We start from the raw sequence: 18,070 nt of genomic DNA on the forward strand, positions 1-18,070 counted from the left end.
TCATCTCTTTTTGATCACTTCATCTTTCAAATCAATATAAAATGTTTTTTGATTAAAGCTGCAGTAAGAGATTTGATCGATATCATGATAGCCTCTTTTAGCAAGCTCATCTTTCAGCCACTGTTCATTTTGATTGATTTGCTTAAGGTGGTCATGCTGCACGACACCGTCCGCAACAAGTGGAAGCTCAAGCGCTGCATGTTTGCGCTTGTTTTCTTTTTCGACAACGGCGAGCTTTCCAGACGGCTCTAAAATGGCGTAAGAGACATCCTGAATGCTGTCGATGTTATTTTCTCTTAATTGAATGAGAAGGTCATCAAAATTGTATCGCTGTTTTCTCATTGCACCCTCGTCTATTTTCCCATTGATGATGAGCAGGGCCGGTTTGCCGTCAAGAAAGCGCCGGACGCCTTGGAATTTCAGTGAGAGGTAAGCAAGTGTGATTTGAATGAAGGTTAACAGCAGGATTGGCCATACCGTATGTAACATGTGATCCTCTACTTCTTCTATGGCGAGAACCGCAATTTCTGCGATCATCATAAAAATGACTAAATCTAAAATGCTCAGCTCGCCAATTTCCCTTTTGCCCATTAAGCGAAATATAAACCAAATAAGAAAATATAAAATGATGGTTCTCATGGAAATGATCAAGATATCCTGCATGTGATGTAAACCCTCCTTCTCCAACATAGCTTGTGTCAAAACACTTTATTTATGTAGAAAAGAAACGTCTGAAACATGTCTATTTTTTCTTCACTGTGAATACATTTTAGTAAAAGACAAGCTTCGTTCAATTGGAGAGGAGACGAATCTACATGCAGGAAACGAAACATATTGGAAAAGGCATTTTATCCGGCTTAATTGCCATTTTTGTCGTGATGGTTGTCACAAGTTTACTTGTGTCGCTCATGCTTACATTCACAAGTATGCAGGAAACATCATTTAAATGGATGATTATGATTTTGTCCTTTGCTGCCCTTTTATTAGGAGGCATCATTTCTGGAGGGAAAGCAAAGGAGCGTGGCTGGCTGATTGGTGCGGTCACGTCTATCATTTTTTCCCTCACTGTATTTCTATTTCAATATTTGGGATTTGGAAAAACGTTTTCACCAGAGCAGTTTATCTATCATGGAGCATTTTTAGGCATTTGTATGCTGGGGGGAATGATTGGCGTCAATCTTCGAGGCAAATAAAAAAAGAGCGGTTATATCGCTCTTTTTTTTATGGCTATGTATCAGAGGATTAGCCTTTGTCAGCTAATTCTCTAATAGCACGACGATCGAAAGTTAAACGGTTGTTTTCGCTTGTTTTGATGACCACTTTTGATTCATCAATTGAGTCGATTTCACCGTGTAAACCACCGATTGTGACGATTTTATCGCCTTTTGATAAAGATTGCTGCATCTGACGCACAGCTTTCTGTTGCTTTTGCTGTGGACGGATTAACAAGAAGTAAAGCACAGCAAACATGACAACAATCATAATGATTGAACCCATACCACCATCCATTCTATTTCACCCCTTTCTAAAGCATTGTAAAGCCTTTCGTTTATGCGTTAAAAGTTTTTCGCATTCGGTTTGTTAAAGCCGTAACGCTCAAAAAACTCTTCTTTAAAATCACCTAAACGATCCTCACGGATAGCTTCTCTCACTTGCTCCATTAATTTTAACAGAAAATGAAGATTATGATAAGTTGTTAATCGAATTCCGAACGTTTCATTTGTTCTGATGAGATGTCTAATATAGGCGCGTGTATAGTTTTTACATGTATAGCAGTCACAGTTTTCATCGATTGGTCTAAAGTCACGCTCATATTTTGCATTTTTCACAACAAGACGGCCTTCACTTGTCATCAAGGTGCCGTTTCTTGCAATTCGCGTCGGCAGTACGCAGTCAAACATATCTACACCGCGAATGGCGCCGTCTATTAAGGAGTCTGGTGAGCCGACACCCATTAGGTACCTCGGCTTGTCTGCCGGTAAAAATGGTGTTGTGAACTCTAGTACACGATTCATCACATCTTTTGGTTCCCCTACAGATAAACCTCCGATGGCGTAACCTGGGAAATCAAGTGAAACAAGGTCTTTTGCACTTTGTTTTCGAAGCTCTTCGTATTCTCCGCCTTGGACAATCCCAAACAGCCCTTGATCCTCAGGACGCTGGTGCGCTGTTAGACAGCGCTCTGCCCATCTGCTTGTCCGCTCCACAGAACGTTTCATATAATCGTACTCTGCAGGATACGGCGGGCATTCATCAAATGCCATCATAATATCAGAGCCAAGTGCATTTTGGATGTCCATGGCTTTTTCAGGAGATAGGAACAGCTTGTCTCCGTTTAAATGATTACGGAAGTGAACGCCTTCTTCTTCAATTTTTCTAAATTCACTCAATGAAAAAACTTGGAATCCGCCTGAATCTGTTAGGATTGCTCGATCCCAGTTCATAAATTTGTGCAGACCGCCTGCTTCCTTTACGATATCGTGACCTGGACGGAGCCATAGGTGGTACGTATTGCTTAAGATGATGCCTGCATCCATAGCCTTTAATTCTTCAGGCGCCATTGTTTTGACTGTAGCCAGTGTACCTACTGGCATAAATACAGGTGTTTCAAAGGAGCCGTGCGGTGTATGAACGCGGCCAAGACGTGCACCTGTCTGTTTACATGATTTAATGAACTCATAACGTATCGGTAATTGCGACAAAAATGAGCCCTCCTGTCTTTGTTGTATGATGTTATTGAATCAGCATGGCATCGCCAAAGCTGAAGAATCGGTATTCCTCTTTAACAGCCTCATTGTACGCTTTAAGTACGTGCTCTCGTCCAGCTAATGCGCTGACAAGCATAATTAACGAGGATTTTGGCAGATGGAAATTCGTGATCATGCCGTCAATTGCCTTGAATGTGTAGCCAGGGTAAATAAAGATCGACGTCCAGCCGCTTGAGGCTTTGAACTCACCATCATGTGCACTTGCAATGGTTTCAAGCGTTCTTGTTGACGTTGTGCCGACTGAAATAATCCGCCCGCCTTCCTTGCGAATGCGGTTAAGCTCATCAGCTGTTTCTTCATTCATTTCATAAAACTCTGCGTGCATTTCGTGTTCTTCAATACGTTCTGCACTTACCGGACGAAATGTGCCAAGCCCTACGTGCAGCGTAATGAAAGCAATGTGTACACCTTTCGCTTTCAGCGCATCCAGCAGCTCGGTTGTAAAGTGGAGACCGGCAGTTGGCGCAGCAGCGGAGCCAACCTCTTTTGAATAAACGGTTTGATAGCGTTCACGGTCGTCAAGCTGCTCTTTAATATATGGAGGCAGCGGCATTTCACCAAGGGATTCAAGCACTTCATAAAAAATGCCTGTATATTGAAACTCGACTTTTCTTCCGCCATGTTCCATTTCCTCTGTGCATACTGCTTTGAGCCTTCCATCACCAAACGTGATAACCGTCCCTTTTTTCACCCGTTTGGCTGGTTTGACAAGTGTTTCCCAGTTGTCTCCCTCTTCTTGTTTCAATAGAAGCAGCTCTAGTTTGGCACCTGTATCCTCTTTCATACCAAACAGACGTGCAGGCAGAACGCGCGTATTGTTTAGAACGAGACAATCGCCCTTTTGAAAATAATTGATGATTTGTGAGAATGTATCATGTGTAATCGCACCCGTTTGTTTGTTTAAGACCATCAGTCTTGATGCATCTCTTTTTTCAAGCGGCACTTGTGCAATCAATCTTTCTGGTAAATCAAAATCAAATAGTTCTAGCTTCATTTCCTTCACCTATTCTGTAGTTAACTAGTTAACGTTATTTCATCCGTCCAAAGATATTAAGTAATATGGTTAGTACGATGCTAATGACAATGCATGTAATGACAGGAAAAAAGAACGTTACATTTCCTTTTTTCACAAAAATATCACCTGGAAGCTTACCAACCAATTGAAATACTAATCCTGCGGCAAAAAGGACACCACCTAAAATCATTAATATTTTAGGGAATTCAGTCACGAATCGGAACCTCCATTTGAAAATGTTCATACGCTTCTCTTGTGACGACCCGCCCTCTTGGTGTTCTTTGCAGGAAACCAATTTGCAGTAAGTACGGTTCGTACACATCTTCAATCGTATGTGATTCTTCTCCAATTGTCGCTGAGATCGTATCAAGCCCAACAGGACCGCCTCTAAATTTTTCGATCATACTTAAAAGCAGCTTATGGTCTATATGATCAAGGCCAAGCCTGTCGACTTGAAGACGCTCTAGGGCATCTTCCGCAATATCCTGCGTAATGGCATGATTCCCAAGCACCTGCGCAAAATCTCTTACTCTTCTGAGCAAACGATTGGCAACCCTCGGTGTTCCCCGGGAACGTCTCGCAATCTCTTCAGCAGAGCGAATATCGATCCCAATCTCAAACAGCTCGGCTGTTCTTGCCACAATGTGAGCCAAATCTCTTTGTTCATAGTATTCCAATCTTGCATGTACCCCAAACCTGTCACGAAGCGGCGCTGTTAACAGCCCGACACGGGTTGTTGCACCTACAAGCGTAAATGGCGGTAAATCAAGCCGTACAGAGCGTGCTGTATCTCCTTTTCCAATGACAATATCTAAACAAAAGTCCTCCATTGCTGGGTACAGCACTTCTTCAATTGAGCGCTGCAAGCGGTGAATTTCATCAATAAACAATACATCACCTGGCTCAAGAGATGTTAAGATGGCCGCCAAATCACCAGGACGTTCAATCGCTGGTCCTGACGTTGTACGCAGCTGAACATTCATTTCATTGGCAATGATCGACGCAAGCGTTGTTTTCCCAAGTCCAGGAGGTCCATATAAAAGGACGTGATCAAGCGTTTCCTGCCTCATGCGGGCAGCTTCAATAAATACGCTGAGGTTATCCTTTACTTTTTGCTGACCGATATATTGGCTAAGTGTCTGTGGCCGCAGACTTTGCTCAATGGCTGATTCATGGTTGTCTGCTTCAGTTGAGACGAGCCGTTCATCCATGAGACATCACCCTATTTCAACATTTTTTGTAAAGCTTTTTTCACATATTGATCGGTTGTGAGATTCTTTTCTTCTTTTAATAATGGAAGAACCTTTTTGATTTCACGATCACCGTATCCAAGGACACTTAAGGCTTCAAGCGCTTCATCTAATGCAGTTTGCTGCGTTTCGACCTGAATGTGGTCCTCGTGATTAAATAAGTTGCCAATCATTTCTGGCACCACATCTGCAAGTTTGCCTTTTAGATCCAGAATGATTTGGCGTGCTGTTTTTTTGCCCACCCCAGGGAATTTAATCAGGAACGCTTCATCTTCACGTTCTATCGCTGAAATGACAGCGCCAGGATCCCCGGAAGCAAGAATGGCGAGAGCGCCCTTTGGCCCAATTCCTGTGACATTTAACAGTTTTGTGAACAGCGCTTTTTCTTCTCGTGTTTGAAAACCGTATAACGAAAAGGCGTCTTCCTTTATGTAATGATACGTATAAATCGTTTCTTGTTTATTTACTCGATAGATAAACGGGTTTGGGGTATAGACTTGATATCCCACTCCGCCGTTTTCAATGACAACATATTGCGGGCACACATAATCAATGGTCCCTTTTACAAACTCTATCACCGTTTTCACCTCTTTGACTGTTCTTCATTGTAACATAAATCGAAGAGAAAACCGCAATAAAAGTTAACATACGTTCGCTCAGTACATTTTTATGATGAAACCACGAAAAACAGCTTGCGGCCTTCACACCAGCAAGCTGTTACACGCTTTAAAACGATACTTCATTTCGATAAGGCTTCATGACTTCAAGCACATGCTCAAATTCATCCTTTGTTCGAAAAGGAATGCCTTGCTCAAGCTGCTTTTCCACATGACTTTCTAAACGGGACGTATCAATTTGAAAAAAGAGATGAATAGGCTCCGCCCAGCCGTCAGGCCTTCCATGAAACGTAGAAATCACACCGTCCTCTGATAATCCGATATATCCATTTGCTTTACTTAATGGAGAGATATCATCAATTTGCTTTCTAAAAAGGGCAAAATCCTCTTTTTGTTCTACGAGCGTCCAGCCTTTATACTGCGCCCAGAATGTGTCTTTGTCTTCTAATGATGCCCGGTGTCTTTCAATACTCACATCGCCGTCTAGATAGACTTTTTCAAGCTGGACGGTAATAGAGTTTGACTGCTTTTGCAAGTGTTCTTTCCCTTCCATATCCGCAGCAAAAAAAAGCACACTTGTCATGATAAGTCCTGTAACGAAACATTTCATCTTCACTTTCACTATTTACACCTCTTTAGAACATGAGATCGATGCATGACATATGTAGTTTGACCCATTTTTCTAAACATTAACCAAATCGATCATTCAAATGTATGGTAAGAGTCTTTCGTTGTATCCTTCATTCGTAAATGTTATGTTTTATACAATCCATTGCTTTATCGAATGACACGGTTTTTTCATCATTCGTTTTTCAGCCGCATAAACTGAAACCAAAGAAGGTGAAGTCAATGTCAGATGTCAAAAGATTAGCCGAATCGATTCAATATCATGAAGAGAAACGTTTTCATAAGCTTGCCTATAAACCGGCAGAGCTTGAACTGTGCGGCAAAGGAAGAAGTGCCTATGTCTTTTTATACAAAAAAGACGGCAAGAAAATGGCACTAAAAGTCTTTTTCCCTTCTTATCAGCATATTGCCCGCAAAGAGGCTGCCATCTACGAAAAACTTTCTGGTTCGTCTTACTACCCTGAGATTTATGAGTCTGGGGATCAGTATATTTTAATGGAATATATTAAAGGCTACACATTCTATGAATGCCTTACAAAAGGAATTCCTATTAAAAAACAAATGATTGAACAAGTCGATGATGCGCTGGAGGAAGCGCGCGAGAAAGGATTGAATCCTTCTGATATTCATCTGCGCAATTTGATCTTAACAAAAGAAGGACGGATCAGGGTCATTGACGTTGCCAGATTCACGCAAACGAAAGCATGTCATCAATGGGATGATTTAAAAGCCGCTTATGCCTATTACCAAAAACCTTTTTTCCCTAAAAAAGCACCGCGTCTGTGGCTTGAAGTCATTGCATATTTGTATAAAAAGAACTGGCTGTCCCGCGGGCAGCTTAATAATCGAAATGATTTTTCTGCATAATGAAAGCCGCTCTCTTTGAGCGGCTTTCTGCGTTATTCTGTTTCTACATGGATACTATTGACGTTTAATAGGTTAATGATTTCATTATTCAGCTTAAACCAATGATTGGCTTCTTCAATTTTTTTATACACATCATAGGTAGCTGGACGTTTGAGCTCGAAATCAAGCACTTCCCCATTGTTCATATGAAATGTTACCTTAAATACTTTCATCATAAAGATCACCTTCCACTCTTCTTGTTCGCTGGTCAAATAGATCAGCTCTTTTCATTCATTCTCTATTCAACTCGTTTCCCCTCCTTGTTTCCATTCAAACCCAAGAAGTTTAAATTTTGTTTAAATTCACACAACATATCTATCTCTCAGATCTGCAAAGAAGTATATTGATTAAAAAGGAGGCTGCCCTTAATGAAGCAGAAAAAGAAACGAACATCTCCCGAAAAACAAACAGTCTTTTTTCATTTAACAGATGCTCTCATTCCAAGTGTGGACATGCTGGCATATGCAGCAAAGGCATTTTTTCACCTTTTAAGAAAAGCCTTCTCAGCCGTTTGATAAAACCCCGCACAGCATGCGTGCGAGGTTCTTTTTTTAGGGCTGATAAATTTGACTTCCCTGACTGACAAACTCCTTCGCCTTCTTTTCCATCTCTCTTTTCACTTCTTCAGATTGATTGCGGATATCATGAGAAATTTTCATACTGCAAAACTTCGGTCCGCACATCGAGCAAAAGTGAGCGGTTTTAGCGCCTTCGGCAGGCAATGTTTCATCATGGAACGCCAAGGCTCTTTCTGGATCAAGTGACAGGTTGAATTGGTCCCGCCATCTAAATTCAAACCTCGCTTTCGATAAAGCATCATCGCGCTTTTGAGCAGCAGGATGTCCTTTTGCTAGATCAGCGGCATGTGCCGCAATTTTATAGGCGATCACGCCTTCTCTCACATCTTCTTTGTTCGGCAGACCTAAATGCTCTTTTGGTGTTACATAGCACAGCATGGCTGTTCCGTACCAGCCGATCATGGCCGCACCGATTGCGGATGTAATGTGATCATACCCCGGCGCGATATCTGTTGTAAGAGGCCCTAACGTATAAAATGGTGCTTCCTTGCAAATGTCCATTTGCTTGTCCACATTCTCTTTGATTTTATCCATTGGGACATGTCCGGGCCCTTCAATCATTACCTGCACATCATGTTTCCAAGCGATCTCTGTTAATTCACCTAACGTTTCCAGCTCTGCAAACTGCGCCTCATCATTGGCATCAGCAATCGAGCCTGGTCTAAGTCCATCTCCAAGTGAAAAGGCGATATCATATTTTTTCATAATTTCACAAATGTCTTCGAAGTGAGTGTAGAGGAAATTCTCTTGATGATGAGCAAGACACCATCTTGCCATAATTGCACCGCCTCTTGAAACAATTCCAGTCACCCGATCGACTGTAAGCGGAATATATCTTAACAGCACGCCCGCATGAATTGTGAAATAATCTACACCTTGTTCTGCTTGTTCAATTAATGTGTCCCTGTACACGTCCCACGTCAAATCTTCTGCGACTCCATTCACTTTTTCAAGGGCCTGATAGATAGGAACGGTTCCTACTGGGACTGGGCAATTCCGAATGATCCATTCTCTCGTTGTATGAATATCCTTTCCAGTAGACAGATCCATCATTGTATCTGCCCCCCATCTGATCGCCCATGTCATTTTTTCAACCTCTTCATCAATGGATGACGTGACAGCTGAATTACCAATATTCGCATTGATTTTGACATGAAAATTCCTTCCGATAATCATTGGTTCACTTTCTGGATGGTTAATATTCGAAGGAATGACGGCTCTTCCGCTCGCTACTTCCTCTCTAACGAACTCAGGGCTTAGCTCTTCTCTTATTGCGATAAACTCCATTTCAGGCGTAATGATGCCTTTTTTGGCATAATGCATTTGCGTCACGCGCGCTCCTTGTTTCGCGCGGAGCGGCTTATGATGAAAATCAGTTTGGACAGAATGGAAGGACTCCTTCTCTCTTGAACGATATCCGTTATCTTCCGGTTTTACATGACGCCCTTCATAGCTTTCTGTATCTCCTCTTTCTTCAATCCATGCTGCCCTAAGACGCTTTAATCCCTTTGTGACGTCAATATGAACGTTCTCATCAGTGTACGGTCCACTCGTATCGTATACACGGACTGGTTCATTTTTTATGCCGCCCGCCTCTGTCACAGTATGTGAGAGCGCAATCTCTCTTTTCGGCACTAAGATATCGGGCCTTGATCCTTTCTCATACACCTTTCGGCTGCCGTCAAAGCTGGATAATAATGATTGGTTGGATGGGACACTTTTCTTTTCCTTCATTTGCTGTTCTCTCCTTTTCTTCTTGTCACCGGACAGGATGGAATCAGCACCAGCAAAAAACCAGGCTCTATTGAAAGAACCTGGTTTCGTCGTCAGAAATAAACATGCATATCATTGATAGGATACATGCATCATCTTCAACTTCCCCACGCTGGTACGAGCCAGATCAGGTCCAAAGGGTTAAGAAGCTTATGCTACTCTCTCAGCCCATTTACGGGCACCCCTAGTCACTTTTATTGATTTCCACATCAGTGTAGCATAGAGACATCATGAAAAAAAGAGAATTCAGGAAAATAGTTCCTTTCCCCTACAAGCTTTATGGATTATATTGATATACAGATTTCTATACATGATCTGTCTCTCTCATTTCAATTAAATCTGAAATAATCGTTGATCCTTTTCTCCTATTATGTATAATTAATCTAAACGGAGAATTTTTATACAATTTATTCAAAGGAAGTTCTAGTCGATTGCAAACATTTCTCACATTTATCGTCGTAGGATTCTCAATTGCTCTGCCTGTTGGAGCGATCACGGTTGAAATGACAAAACAGGGACTCAAAAACGGATTCTTTCATGGTTTAACTGTCGGAGCAGGCGGTATGACCATAGACTTATTACTTATCTTGGCTTTATATGCTGGATTTGCTCAGTTTTTATCTTTGCCGTTTGTTCAAATCCCGCTCTGGCTGATCGGAGCTGTATTTTTAATGATTCTCGCATACGACTCCATTAAACACGCGGATCAAGATATCCATTTAGCAGGAGAAAAGGTCAATAAATCATTCGCAAAAACATATCGAAACGGCTTGCTCGTGGCGGTATCTCCTGGAAATCTTGTGTTCTGGGTTTCTGTTTTTGGTGCTGTACTTGCGGATGCGTATACAAAAACAGATTCATCTGAATTTATGCTGGCTGCCGGCGGTATCTTGGCAGGGATTTTCCTTCATGACATCGGTCTTCTCACACTTGTATCGTTAACAAGAAAAGTGATGAATCGGACGATGATCAAGTGGACATCCATTATTGCTGGTATTTTATTACTAGGGTTTGGCTGTTATTTCTTTTACGAATTTTATATAGGCATCAAGGTTTATTTTTAAGAAAAGGCTAAAGTTCGTGATGAACTTTAGCCTTTTTGTGTCAAACTATCGGGTCATGCCTGTTTGGCCTGTTTCAAATTGCGTTCTTCTCATGTCTCTAAAGCGTGTGAATGCACCTTCATCTTTTATGACTTGTACTGCTCTTCCATCCGCATAACGAGTCGCTGCTTCTTCTACTTGTGATACGCCTTCTGACGTCAGGCGGCCATCTGATTTAATGGCAATATACACATTCTCATCCGTCACCATGACTTGAGAGTCTGCCACGTGATTCATTTTATTGATGCGGTTGGCAATTTTTCTTGAACGCTGGATGTTCTCTTGTTTATCGTAGCCTGAGAACGACATTTGATTATGATAGTTCATATCTCCATGACTGTAGCGTCCATCTCCACCTGTGAGAGGCATTCGATCATCAGCTTGAGGACGTGTACGGTAATCAACATTTGTTGTATTTCTCCCGTTCATTCCCTCCATGAGTTCAGAAACTGGTCCTTGATGATCTTGGTTGTTGTCTTCCGCTCGTTGATTTGAATGATAACCAACCGGCTGGCCTGATTGATTATGACGTGTATCGACACCTGCGTTATTATTTGCACCACATGCCGTTAAACCAATAGGAAGAAGCACTAATGCGATTGTTTTTTGCCATTTTTGTCTCAAACGAAAAACCCCCTGTACAAATTCAATCTCATGAGCGCGAAACAGGCTCTGTTTTAGCATGTACAGTTAGGAAAAAAATCAAGCTGTCAGTTATAAACAAAAAAAGGAACGATTGAGATCGTTCCTTCTGTCATTAATCTTCTTCCTCTTCCTCCGGCCTTGCAAAAACGGATTGACCTGGATATGGCTGCATATAAGGCTGAGCTGGATAAGCCCCCATTTGGCCATAAGGAACAGGATTCGGATCATGTCCTGGCCAAGGCTGATGATGCTTCATGCCATCATCGCATCCGCAGTCTCCCTTTCCATATGCTAGATTTGAAACATTTGGATAAAACCCTTGATTTGCGTTAGCATTTGCGTTGGCGTTTGAATGCATATGGTGATGCCAGTGATGTCCGTCGTTTGCATGGTGCTCATGATTCTCTCCGTAGTAAGCTGGCGCTTGATACGCAGGATAATACGGATGAGCCGGGTATGGATATGGCATCATATGATGATGATAATATGGCTGGATTGGATAACATAGGCCTGATCCCGGTAAAATTGGCGATGCCGGCACCATTTGCTGCGGATATGGATACATCGCCGGCATGTAATGACCATAACCAAAATAAGGATCATATGGTTCATGATGATGGTGCTGATGATGATGCTCGTTATTTTCAGCCACTCCCCCTACCGCTGCCCCTCCCATATTTGGCATTTGCGGGAAGTTAGGAAGGTTCGGATAATTGCCATGCTCCATGTCTTTTCCCTCCTCTTTTTGATGCGGAATATGAATAAACGGATCATACCCCTTCGCCACTTCTTCTTTTAGATGACCTTTATTTTCATGATGAAAATGATCCTTGTGGTCTATATGTTCCTTATTTTCATGATGAAAATGATCCTTGTTATCTTTATGGTCTTTATTTTCGTGATGAAAATGATCCTTGTGATCCTTTTTGTGATGAACGTGATCTTTTTTCTCATGATGATCTTTTTTGGGAGGAGGCGTGAATGGCTGATAGAGATTGGTCTGATAATAGTTCACATCGACTTGCGGAAAAACTGGCTGCTCGATCTTTGGCACTGGCGGTACATATGGTACCGGTTCATTTGGCTTTTCCTTCGGTTTCGTATCTTGCACTTGCACAACATCTTTTGGCTTTTCTTTCACATACGGATGTTCTTTCGTTTTTGGCATTTCTTTTGCTTTGTGATGATCTGTTTTCACAGGAACACCACTAGATGGAATTTTAATCTTCATACCCGGCATGATCAAATCAGGATTACTGAGCTGTGAATTTAGTTTTTTCAATTCTTGAAAGTCGACTCCGTATTTCTTTGAAATTTTCCAAAGGGAGTCTCCTTTTTGCACAATATGAATTTTCAACGTTTTCCCCTCCTATGCAAAACGTGAACGTAACGGTTATGTCAGAAGTACAATATGTTTCAACATAAATTTATGCCTATTTACAAGCCGATATGATAAAAACTTGTTTTCTGATAGGAGGGGCTGATTCATTATTTAATGGTGAGCATTTTCTTGAGTGCAAGCAATGCGTCTTTCGTGATGTCTTCATTGACCTGTATCAACCCGGCCGGCTGACCCTTCTCAATGCTTTCAAGTGACCATAACAAATGAGGCAGATCAATCCGGTTCATAGTCAAACATGGACACATATCTGGGTTAAGGGATTCAATTTGTTTATCTGGGTGCTGCGCTATGATTCGTTTGACTAAATTCATCTCTGTTCCAATCGCCCATTTGCTTCCTGCTGGTGCCTGTTTGATCGTATCAATAATAAATTTCGTTGAACCTGCTAGGTCAGAAGCCCTTACGACCTCATGCGTGCATTCAGGATGGACAAGAATTTGAATGTCACGGTCTTTTTTTCTCATTTCTTCTATATTCTGAACGGTAAACTTCTCGTGTACGGAGCAATGGCCTTTCCATAAAATCATCTTAATACGAGAAAGCGGCTGATCGGTGATGAGCTTTTCTTCTATCTGATCCCACACAGCCATTTCTTCTAGCGGAATACCTAAATCAAAAGCCGTATTACGCCCTAGATGCTGATCAGGGAGAAACAGAATCCGCTCTTTTTGTGTCAGTGCCCACTCGAGTACTTTTTTAGCGTTTGACGAAGTAACAGTCGCCCCGCCATGCTTGCCGACAAATGCTTTAATATCTGCTGTTGAATTGACGTACGTAAGCGGAAGTATTGTATCCCCAAACAGATCAGTGAGCTGCTCCCATGCTCTGTCTGTTTGTTTCATATTCGCCATATCTGCCATTGAACAGCCCGCCCTCATATCTGGCAAAACGACGCTTTGATTCTTGTTTGACAGCATATCTGCCGTTTCTGCCATAAAGTGAACACCGCAGAACACAATGTATTCAGCCTCGTGATTGTCGGCAGCAATTTGTGCCAGCTGCAATGAATCTCCTGTGGCATCTGCAAATTCGATGACCTCATCCTTTTGATAATGGTGGCCCGGTATAAAAAGCTTTGAACCAAAAGCCCGCTTAATTTCTAACACTCGCTGCTTCATCTCATCATCAGAGCGGTTTTTATATTCATCTGGCATCATGACTGCATGTTGATTGGCTAATACATTAAGCATGGACATGAGTTGTTCCCCCTTTATGACTGAATTCCATATTCATACTAAAATCAAATGCTGGGGCTGAATGAGTCAGAAAACCAAGTGAAATAAGATCGACTCCGGTCCCCCTGTAGCTTGGCAATGTCTCTAACGTGATGCCCCCTGAAGCCTCTGTCAGAATGGACTCTGGCGTCATTTGTTTAAAACGTTTTACCTCGTCCGGAGAGCAGTTATCAAACATGATGACATCCGCTTTTGCTTCAATGGCTTCCATTAGCTGCGTTTCTGATTCAATTTCCACTTCAATTTTCACCATATGACCGGCATATGCTCTTGCTTTCTCTACAGCTTCACGGATAGAACCGCATGCGGCAATATGATTATCTTTAATCATCACCCCATCCGATAAGCCAAAGCGATGATTCTTACCACCGCCTGTCTTTACTGCGTATTTTTCTAACATACGCAAGCCGGGTGTCGTTTTTCTCGTATCACAAATCGTAATAGACGGGTCACCTAATCGCTGCACCGCCTCATGTGTTAAGGTGGCAATACCTGTCATTCGCTGCAATAGATTTAAAATGACCCTCTCTCCCTTTAATAAGTCGTTGACTGGGCCCTTTATTTTCGCCAGTACAGCGCCTGAATGAATCCAATCACCTTCTTGAAAAAACAGCTCAGTTTGAATCTGTTCATTCAACAGGCGGTACCCTGTATCAATCAGTTGTGACCCTGCCAATACACCAGATTGTTTCGCAATGATAAGAGCTGTTCCTTTCTTGTCTCCAAAGATGGCATCTGCTGATACATCTCCAAAGCCAATATCTTCTGTGAAAAAATGAGTGAGCATTTGTTTTAACTGTAAACGTTCCATTTGGCACCGATCCTTTCATTTTTCATAATGTGAATGTGGCCTTTTTCATGAACAATCTGCCTGCCCCGCCAAAACGCATCACTCCGCTCTGGATAATCCATTCGATAATGGCCGCCTCTGCTTTCTGTACGAAGTAATGCAGATTTAGCAAGGCAAACCGCTAATGCCCATTGATTGCTTAATTCGATCTGTTCATTTGTGATATCCTTCACATTAATTTGCTGAAAATTGACATGTTGCAACGAATGAAGCAAAGTCTGCAAGCCTTTTTCATCTCTCACAATGGCCGCAAATGTAGTCATCCATTGTCTCAGCTGAGCTGTTGAAATCATTGGGACCATCCATATTTCTTGAATAGAAAAAGGTGGACTTGTTTCTTTCAGTTTAGGCAGCTGTTCAATTCTCTGTGCCGCTTTGCTGCCTAACACGAGACCTTCCAGAAGAGAATTACTCGCCAATCGATTCGCACCGTGTAAGCCAGTGCAGGCCGCTTCTCCAATGGCAAATAGTGCTGGAACAGTCGTTTCTCCATATTCATTCACGCTGATACCGCCCATTAAAAAGTGCATACCTGGGGAAATTGGCAGCCTGCCGCTTGCCATATCGACGCCTGCACGCTGGCACATCTGAGCTATGGCCGGAAAACGAGCTGAAAAATGCGGAATATCATGGATGTTAAGATACAATTGATGACCTAATTGCTGCTCATGAAAAATCGCTCTAGCGACCACATCTCTAGGTGCTAAATCAGCTTGCGGGTGAATATCTTTCATGATCCGCCTGCCTGTTTCATCTTCTAAATAAGCTCCCTCTCCCCGTACTGCCTCTGAAATGAGACCAGCTGCTTTTCCCGCGATTGTTAAAAGAGTAGGATGGAATTGAACAAATTCGAGATCCACTAATTGCGCCCCGGCTCGATAGGCCATCATCAGTCCGTCTCCTGTTACAGAAGGATCATTTGTGTTTGTCTCATATAGGGAGCCGCAGCCGCCAGTTGATAAAACAACGGCATCTGCGGTCATCGTATGTACGTGTCCTGTCTCGTCTTTCCATACAACACCCGTACATGTCCCTTCATGAATCAATAGATCAATGACATGATGATATTCGTATAAATGAATATGTGTGCCGAGCTGACTTTTCAGGAACTGTACAAGGGTTTTGCCTGATTGATCCCCTCCCGCGTGCAAGATGCGATGAGTGGTATGTGCTCCCTCTTTGCCTAATTGCGGCTCTCCCGCCTCATCTTGATCAAATGGACAGCCTTCTGCTACGAGCTGCTCCACAAGATGTTTTCCAAGTTTCACGATTTCTTGTACGGTTCTTTCATCATTGTGATCACAGCCGGCAGCTAGTGTATCTTGCACATGCTGCTGAACTGAATCATGTGCTGAAAAGGCAGCAGCGATTCCTCCTTGTGCCAGCATGGAATTACTAGATGAACATTGTTTTTTTGTCATCATGATGACCTGGCAGCTTTTAGAAATGGTTTTTGCAAAGGAAAGCGCTGCAATGCCTGATCCCACCACAATAACTTTTTTGATTGATGACACCATCGCCCCTCCTGTCATTTACACCTGTCTTGACACATATCATTACACAACACTAAAATAAATACAAGAAAAAATTTTCACACGGGAGATGGATGGGTTGGTTTATTTAGATTACGCAGCTTCTACACCTGTTTCAGAGGAAGCGCTGCATGTTTTTGAGCAGCTGAGTAAAAATTTCTACGGAAATGCAAGCAGTCTTCATGATGCCGGGGGAAAAGCAAATGACATATTGACTTACAGCAGACAATCACTCGCTGCCATGATCGAGGGTGAACCAGATGGAATCTACTTTACAAGCGGTGGAACTGAATCCAATCTCCTTGCGATTCAATCGATCATCAATGGACTGCCAGCACATCAACAGCATGTCATCACAACTTCAGTTGAGCATCCTTCTGTTCATCATGCAGTTAGCAGCTTAGAGCGTCTTGGCGTAAAAGTCACGATCATTGAACCGAATCAGGATGGAATCATAACAAAGGACATTCTCAAAAAAGCATTATTGCCTGAAACAGGGCTAGTATCTATTCAGCATGCTAATTCAGAAACAGGAATTATCCAGCCGCTTGCTGAATTAGCCCCTCTTTTAAAAGAAAGGAACATTCTTTTTCATACAGATGCTGTGCAAACATTTGGAAAGATTCGTGTGTCCATCAAAGAACTTGGAGTCGATGCTGTGTCCATCTCAAGTCATAAAGTGTATGCTCCTAAAGGCGCTGGTGCTGTTTATATGGGCACTCATGTTCCTTGGAAACCTTTATATACAGGTGCAGTTCAGGAAAATGGCTTACGTCCAGGGACAGTGAACGTTCCGTGTATCGGTGCTTTTGCTGCCGCAAGTGAACAAACGATGCTTAGGCTGGATGAACAGCATAAATTAGATGAGCAGCTGCGTGATTATTTTCTTCAGCAGTTAAAAATAAGACAGCTGCCAGTTCGTACACTTCAGGACAATGACAACCGCCGCACGCTGCCTCATATTATTGGTTGTTTTTTTGAAGGGTTTGAAGGACAATATGTAATGTTAGCATGTAACCGGCATGGGATTTGTCTTTCAACTGGAAGCGCATGTGCTTCTGGCTATCACCATCCTTCCCCTGCTGTGAAGGCATTGCGTGTATCAGATCGTGATGCCCTTCAATTTATTCGACTATCATTTGGATGGCAGTCATCAAAAGAGGACATCGATCAGCTTTTGCATACATTTGAGCATTTGCAAAAGGAGAAGAAGGGAGCTTAGGACGTGGAGCAAGAGAGGAAACTCATTGGCGAAGAAAGAAGAAACGCCATTTTAGAGTGGCTGAAAGAAACAGACACACCGCTTACTGGAAGCTTTTTAGCTAAAAAGGCGGCTGTCTCTCGGCAAGTCATTGTACAAGATATTTCATTATTAAAAGCAAAAAACGAACCCATTATTGCCACAAGCCAAGGCTATGTGTATATGGCAGCGCAGCATGCGCCAGAAAGAGAAATTGAACAAATCATCGCCTGCAAGCATGATCCTGCTCGTACAGAAGAGGAACTGACCTTAATTGTAGACTTTGGTGTGACGGTGAAAGATGTGATCATTGAGCACCCTGTTTATGGTGAACTGACGGCCTCTATTCGCGTCAGTACACGGAAACAAGTCGCTGATTTTGTGCATCATATTTCTAACACCGGCGCTTCCTACTTGTCAGAACTAACAGACGGCGTGCACCTGCATACTCTCACTTCTTACAGCCAAAAGCAGCTTGACCAAGCCATTCAAGCGCTGGATGATGCTGGGTTTTTAATAAAAGACTAAA

21 protein-coding genes and 1 riboswitch are annotated in these 18,070 nt (G+C 42.4%); of the genes, 6 read left to right on the forward strand and 15 right to left on the reverse strand.

What is annotated here, in order from left to right:
* On the reverse strand, positions 1-663 hold the full coding sequence (locus MHB66_RS12665) for a DUF421 domain-containing protein (protein WP_034279889.1): 663 nt from the start codon (positions 661-663) through the stop codon (positions 1-3).
* A 152-nt stretch (positions 664-815) separates the two neighbouring features.
* On the opposite strand from MHB66_RS12665, the gene MHB66_RS12670 reads away from it, so the two are divergent.
* Entirely contained in the window at positions 816-1,193 is a 378-nt protein-coding gene (locus tag MHB66_RS12670; RefSeq protein WP_034279887.1) for a TIGR04086 family membrane protein, read from the forward strand.
* Between the two features lie 49 nt (positions 1,194-1,242).
* Here the strand turns inward: MHB66_RS12670 and yajC are convergent, their stop codons facing one another.
* The 7 genes from yajC to MHB66_RS12705 all read right to left on the reverse strand — a co-directional run bounded on the left by yajC (position 1,243) and on the right by MHB66_RS12705 (position 6,260).
* Entirely contained in the window at positions 1,243-1,509 is a 267-nt protein-coding gene (yajC, locus tag MHB66_RS12675) for a preprotein translocase subunit YajC (RefSeq protein ID WP_008360993.1), read from the reverse strand.
* 47 nt (positions 1,510-1,556) lie between these two features.
* The gene (gene tgt / locus MHB66_RS12680) at positions 1,557-2,702 is read right to left on the reverse strand and encodes a tRNA guanosine(34) transglycosylase Tgt (RefSeq protein ID WP_024423141.1); all 1,146 of its coding nucleotides are present in this window, start codon (positions 2,700-2,702) and stop codon (positions 1,557-1,559) included.
* A gap of 31 nt (positions 2,703-2,733) precedes the next feature.
* Positions 2,734-3,762, reverse strand: a complete 1,029-nt coding sequence (gene queA, locus MHB66_RS12685) for a tRNA preQ1(34) S-adenosylmethionine ribosyltransferase-isomerase QueA (RefSeq protein WP_046311920.1) — start codon at positions 3,760-3,762, stop codon at positions 2,734-2,736.
* A gap of 34 nt (positions 3,763-3,796) precedes the next feature.
* Positions 3,797-3,997, reverse strand: coding sequence for a DUF2905 domain-containing protein (locus tag MHB66_RS12690; RefSeq protein ID WP_012010741.1), 201 nt, complete (start codon positions 3,995-3,997; stop codon positions 3,797-3,799).
* On the reverse strand, positions 3,990-4,994 hold the full coding sequence (ruvB, locus tag MHB66_RS12695; protein ID WP_024423143.1) for a Holliday junction branch migration DNA helicase RuvB: 1,005 nt from the start codon (positions 4,992-4,994) through the stop codon (positions 3,990-3,992). The genes MHB66_RS12690 and ruvB overlap by 8 nt, the downstream gene beginning before the upstream one ends.
* Positions 4,995-5,005: 11 nt before the next feature.
* Positions 5,006-5,611 carry a Holliday junction branch migration protein RuvA gene (gene ruvA, locus MHB66_RS12700; protein WP_024423144.1) on the reverse strand — a complete coding sequence of 202 codons (606 nt, stop codon included), beginning with the start codon at positions 5,609-5,611 and terminating at the stop codon, positions 5,006-5,008.
* Positions 5,612-5,759: 148 nt separating this feature from the next.
* Positions 5,760-6,260, reverse strand: a complete 501-nt coding sequence (locus MHB66_RS12705; RefSeq protein WP_046312308.1) for an intercompartmental signaling factor BofC — start codon at positions 6,258-6,260, stop codon at positions 5,760-5,762.
* 239 nt (positions 6,261-6,499) lie between these two features.
* On the opposite strand from MHB66_RS12705, the gene MHB66_RS12710 reads away from it, so the two are divergent.
* Positions 6,500-7,144, forward strand: a complete 645-nt coding sequence (locus MHB66_RS12710; protein ID WP_034279877.1) for a serine/threonine protein kinase — start codon at positions 6,500-6,502, stop codon at positions 7,142-7,144.
* Positions 7,145-7,176: 32 nt separating this feature from the next.
* Here the strand turns inward: MHB66_RS12710 and MHB66_RS12715 are convergent, their stop codons facing one another.
* A complete protein-coding gene (locus tag MHB66_RS12715) occupies positions 7,177-7,359 on the reverse strand; it encodes a hypothetical protein (RefSeq protein WP_008342761.1) in 183 nt (60 codons plus the stop codon).
* Positions 7,360-7,551: 192 nt separating this feature from the next.
* On the opposite strand from MHB66_RS12715, the gene MHB66_RS12720 reads away from it, so the two are divergent.
* Positions 7,552-7,698, forward strand: a complete 147-nt coding sequence (locus MHB66_RS12720) for a hypothetical protein (protein ID WP_180951406.1) — start codon at positions 7,552-7,554, stop codon at positions 7,696-7,698.
* A gap of 36 nt (positions 7,699-7,734) precedes the next feature.
* Here the strand turns inward: MHB66_RS12720 and thiC are convergent, their stop codons facing one another.
* On the reverse strand, positions 7,735-9,495 hold the full coding sequence (thiC, locus tag MHB66_RS12725; protein ID WP_034279875.1) for a phosphomethylpyrimidine synthase ThiC: 1,761 nt from the start codon (positions 9,493-9,495) through the stop codon (positions 7,735-7,737).
* A 126-nt stretch (positions 9,496-9,621) separates the two neighbouring features.
* Positions 9,622-9,730: riboswitch (TPP riboswitch) on the reverse strand.
* A 235-nt stretch (positions 9,731-9,965) separates the two neighbouring features.
* On the opposite strand from thiC, the gene MHB66_RS12730 reads away from it, so the two are divergent.
* A complete protein-coding gene (locus MHB66_RS12730; protein ID WP_041115101.1) occupies positions 9,966-10,598 on the forward strand; it encodes a LysE family transporter in 633 nt (210 codons plus the stop codon).
* A gap of 45 nt (positions 10,599-10,643) precedes the next feature.
* On the opposite strand, the gene MHB66_RS12735 is transcribed toward MHB66_RS12730, so the two are convergent.
* The 5 genes from MHB66_RS12735 to nadB all read right to left on the reverse strand — a co-directional run bounded on the left by MHB66_RS12735 (position 10,644) and on the right by nadB (position 16,286).
* Positions 10,644-11,261, reverse strand: coding sequence for a YhcN/YlaJ family sporulation lipoprotein (locus MHB66_RS12735; protein ID WP_024423149.1), 618 nt, complete (start codon positions 11,259-11,261; stop codon positions 10,644-10,646).
* Between the two features lie 133 nt (positions 11,262-11,394).
* A complete protein-coding gene (gene safA, locus MHB66_RS12740) occupies positions 11,395-12,639 on the reverse strand; it encodes a SafA/ExsA family spore coat assembly protein (protein ID WP_046311923.1) in 1,245 nt (414 codons plus the stop codon).
* Positions 12,640-12,770: 131 nt separating this feature from the next.
* Entirely contained in the window at positions 12,771-13,880 is a 1,110-nt protein-coding gene (gene nadA, locus MHB66_RS12745; protein WP_217008784.1) for a quinolinate synthase NadA, read from the reverse strand.
* Positions 13,867-14,730 carry a carboxylating nicotinate-nucleotide diphosphorylase gene (gene nadC / locus MHB66_RS12750; RefSeq protein ID WP_046311927.1) on the reverse strand — a complete coding sequence of 288 codons (864 nt, stop codon included), beginning with the start codon at positions 14,728-14,730 and terminating at the stop codon, positions 13,867-13,869. Before nadC ends, nadA begins: the two co-directional genes overlap by 14 nt.
* Positions 14,712-16,286 (reverse strand): L-aspartate oxidase, encoded by a 1,575-nt coding sequence (gene nadB, locus MHB66_RS12755; protein WP_046311929.1) that lies wholly within the window; start codon positions 16,284-16,286, stop codon positions 14,712-14,714. The genes nadC and nadB overlap by 19 nt, the downstream gene beginning before the upstream one ends.
* Before the next feature lie 85 nt (positions 16,287-16,371).
* Between nadB and MHB66_RS12760 the strand changes: the two genes are divergently transcribed.
* Positions 16,372-17,523 (forward strand): IscS subfamily cysteine desulfurase, encoded by a 1,152-nt coding sequence (locus MHB66_RS12760; protein ID WP_046311930.1) that lies wholly within the window; start codon positions 16,372-16,374, stop codon positions 17,521-17,523.
* Positions 17,524-17,526: 3 nt separating this feature from the next.
* Positions 17,527-18,069 carry a transcription repressor NadR gene (locus tag MHB66_RS12765; protein ID WP_024423154.1) on the forward strand — a complete coding sequence of 181 codons (543 nt, stop codon included), beginning with the start codon at positions 17,527-17,529 and terminating at the stop codon, positions 18,067-18,069.
* The last annotated feature ends 1 nt before the right edge of the window (position 18,070 follow it).

This window comes from Bacillus sp. FSL L8-0167 (genome assembly GCF_038630295.1).
In the GTDB taxonomy this organism is placed as follows: domain Bacteria; phylum Bacillota; class Bacilli; order Bacillales; family Bacillaceae; genus Bacillus; species Bacillus safensis.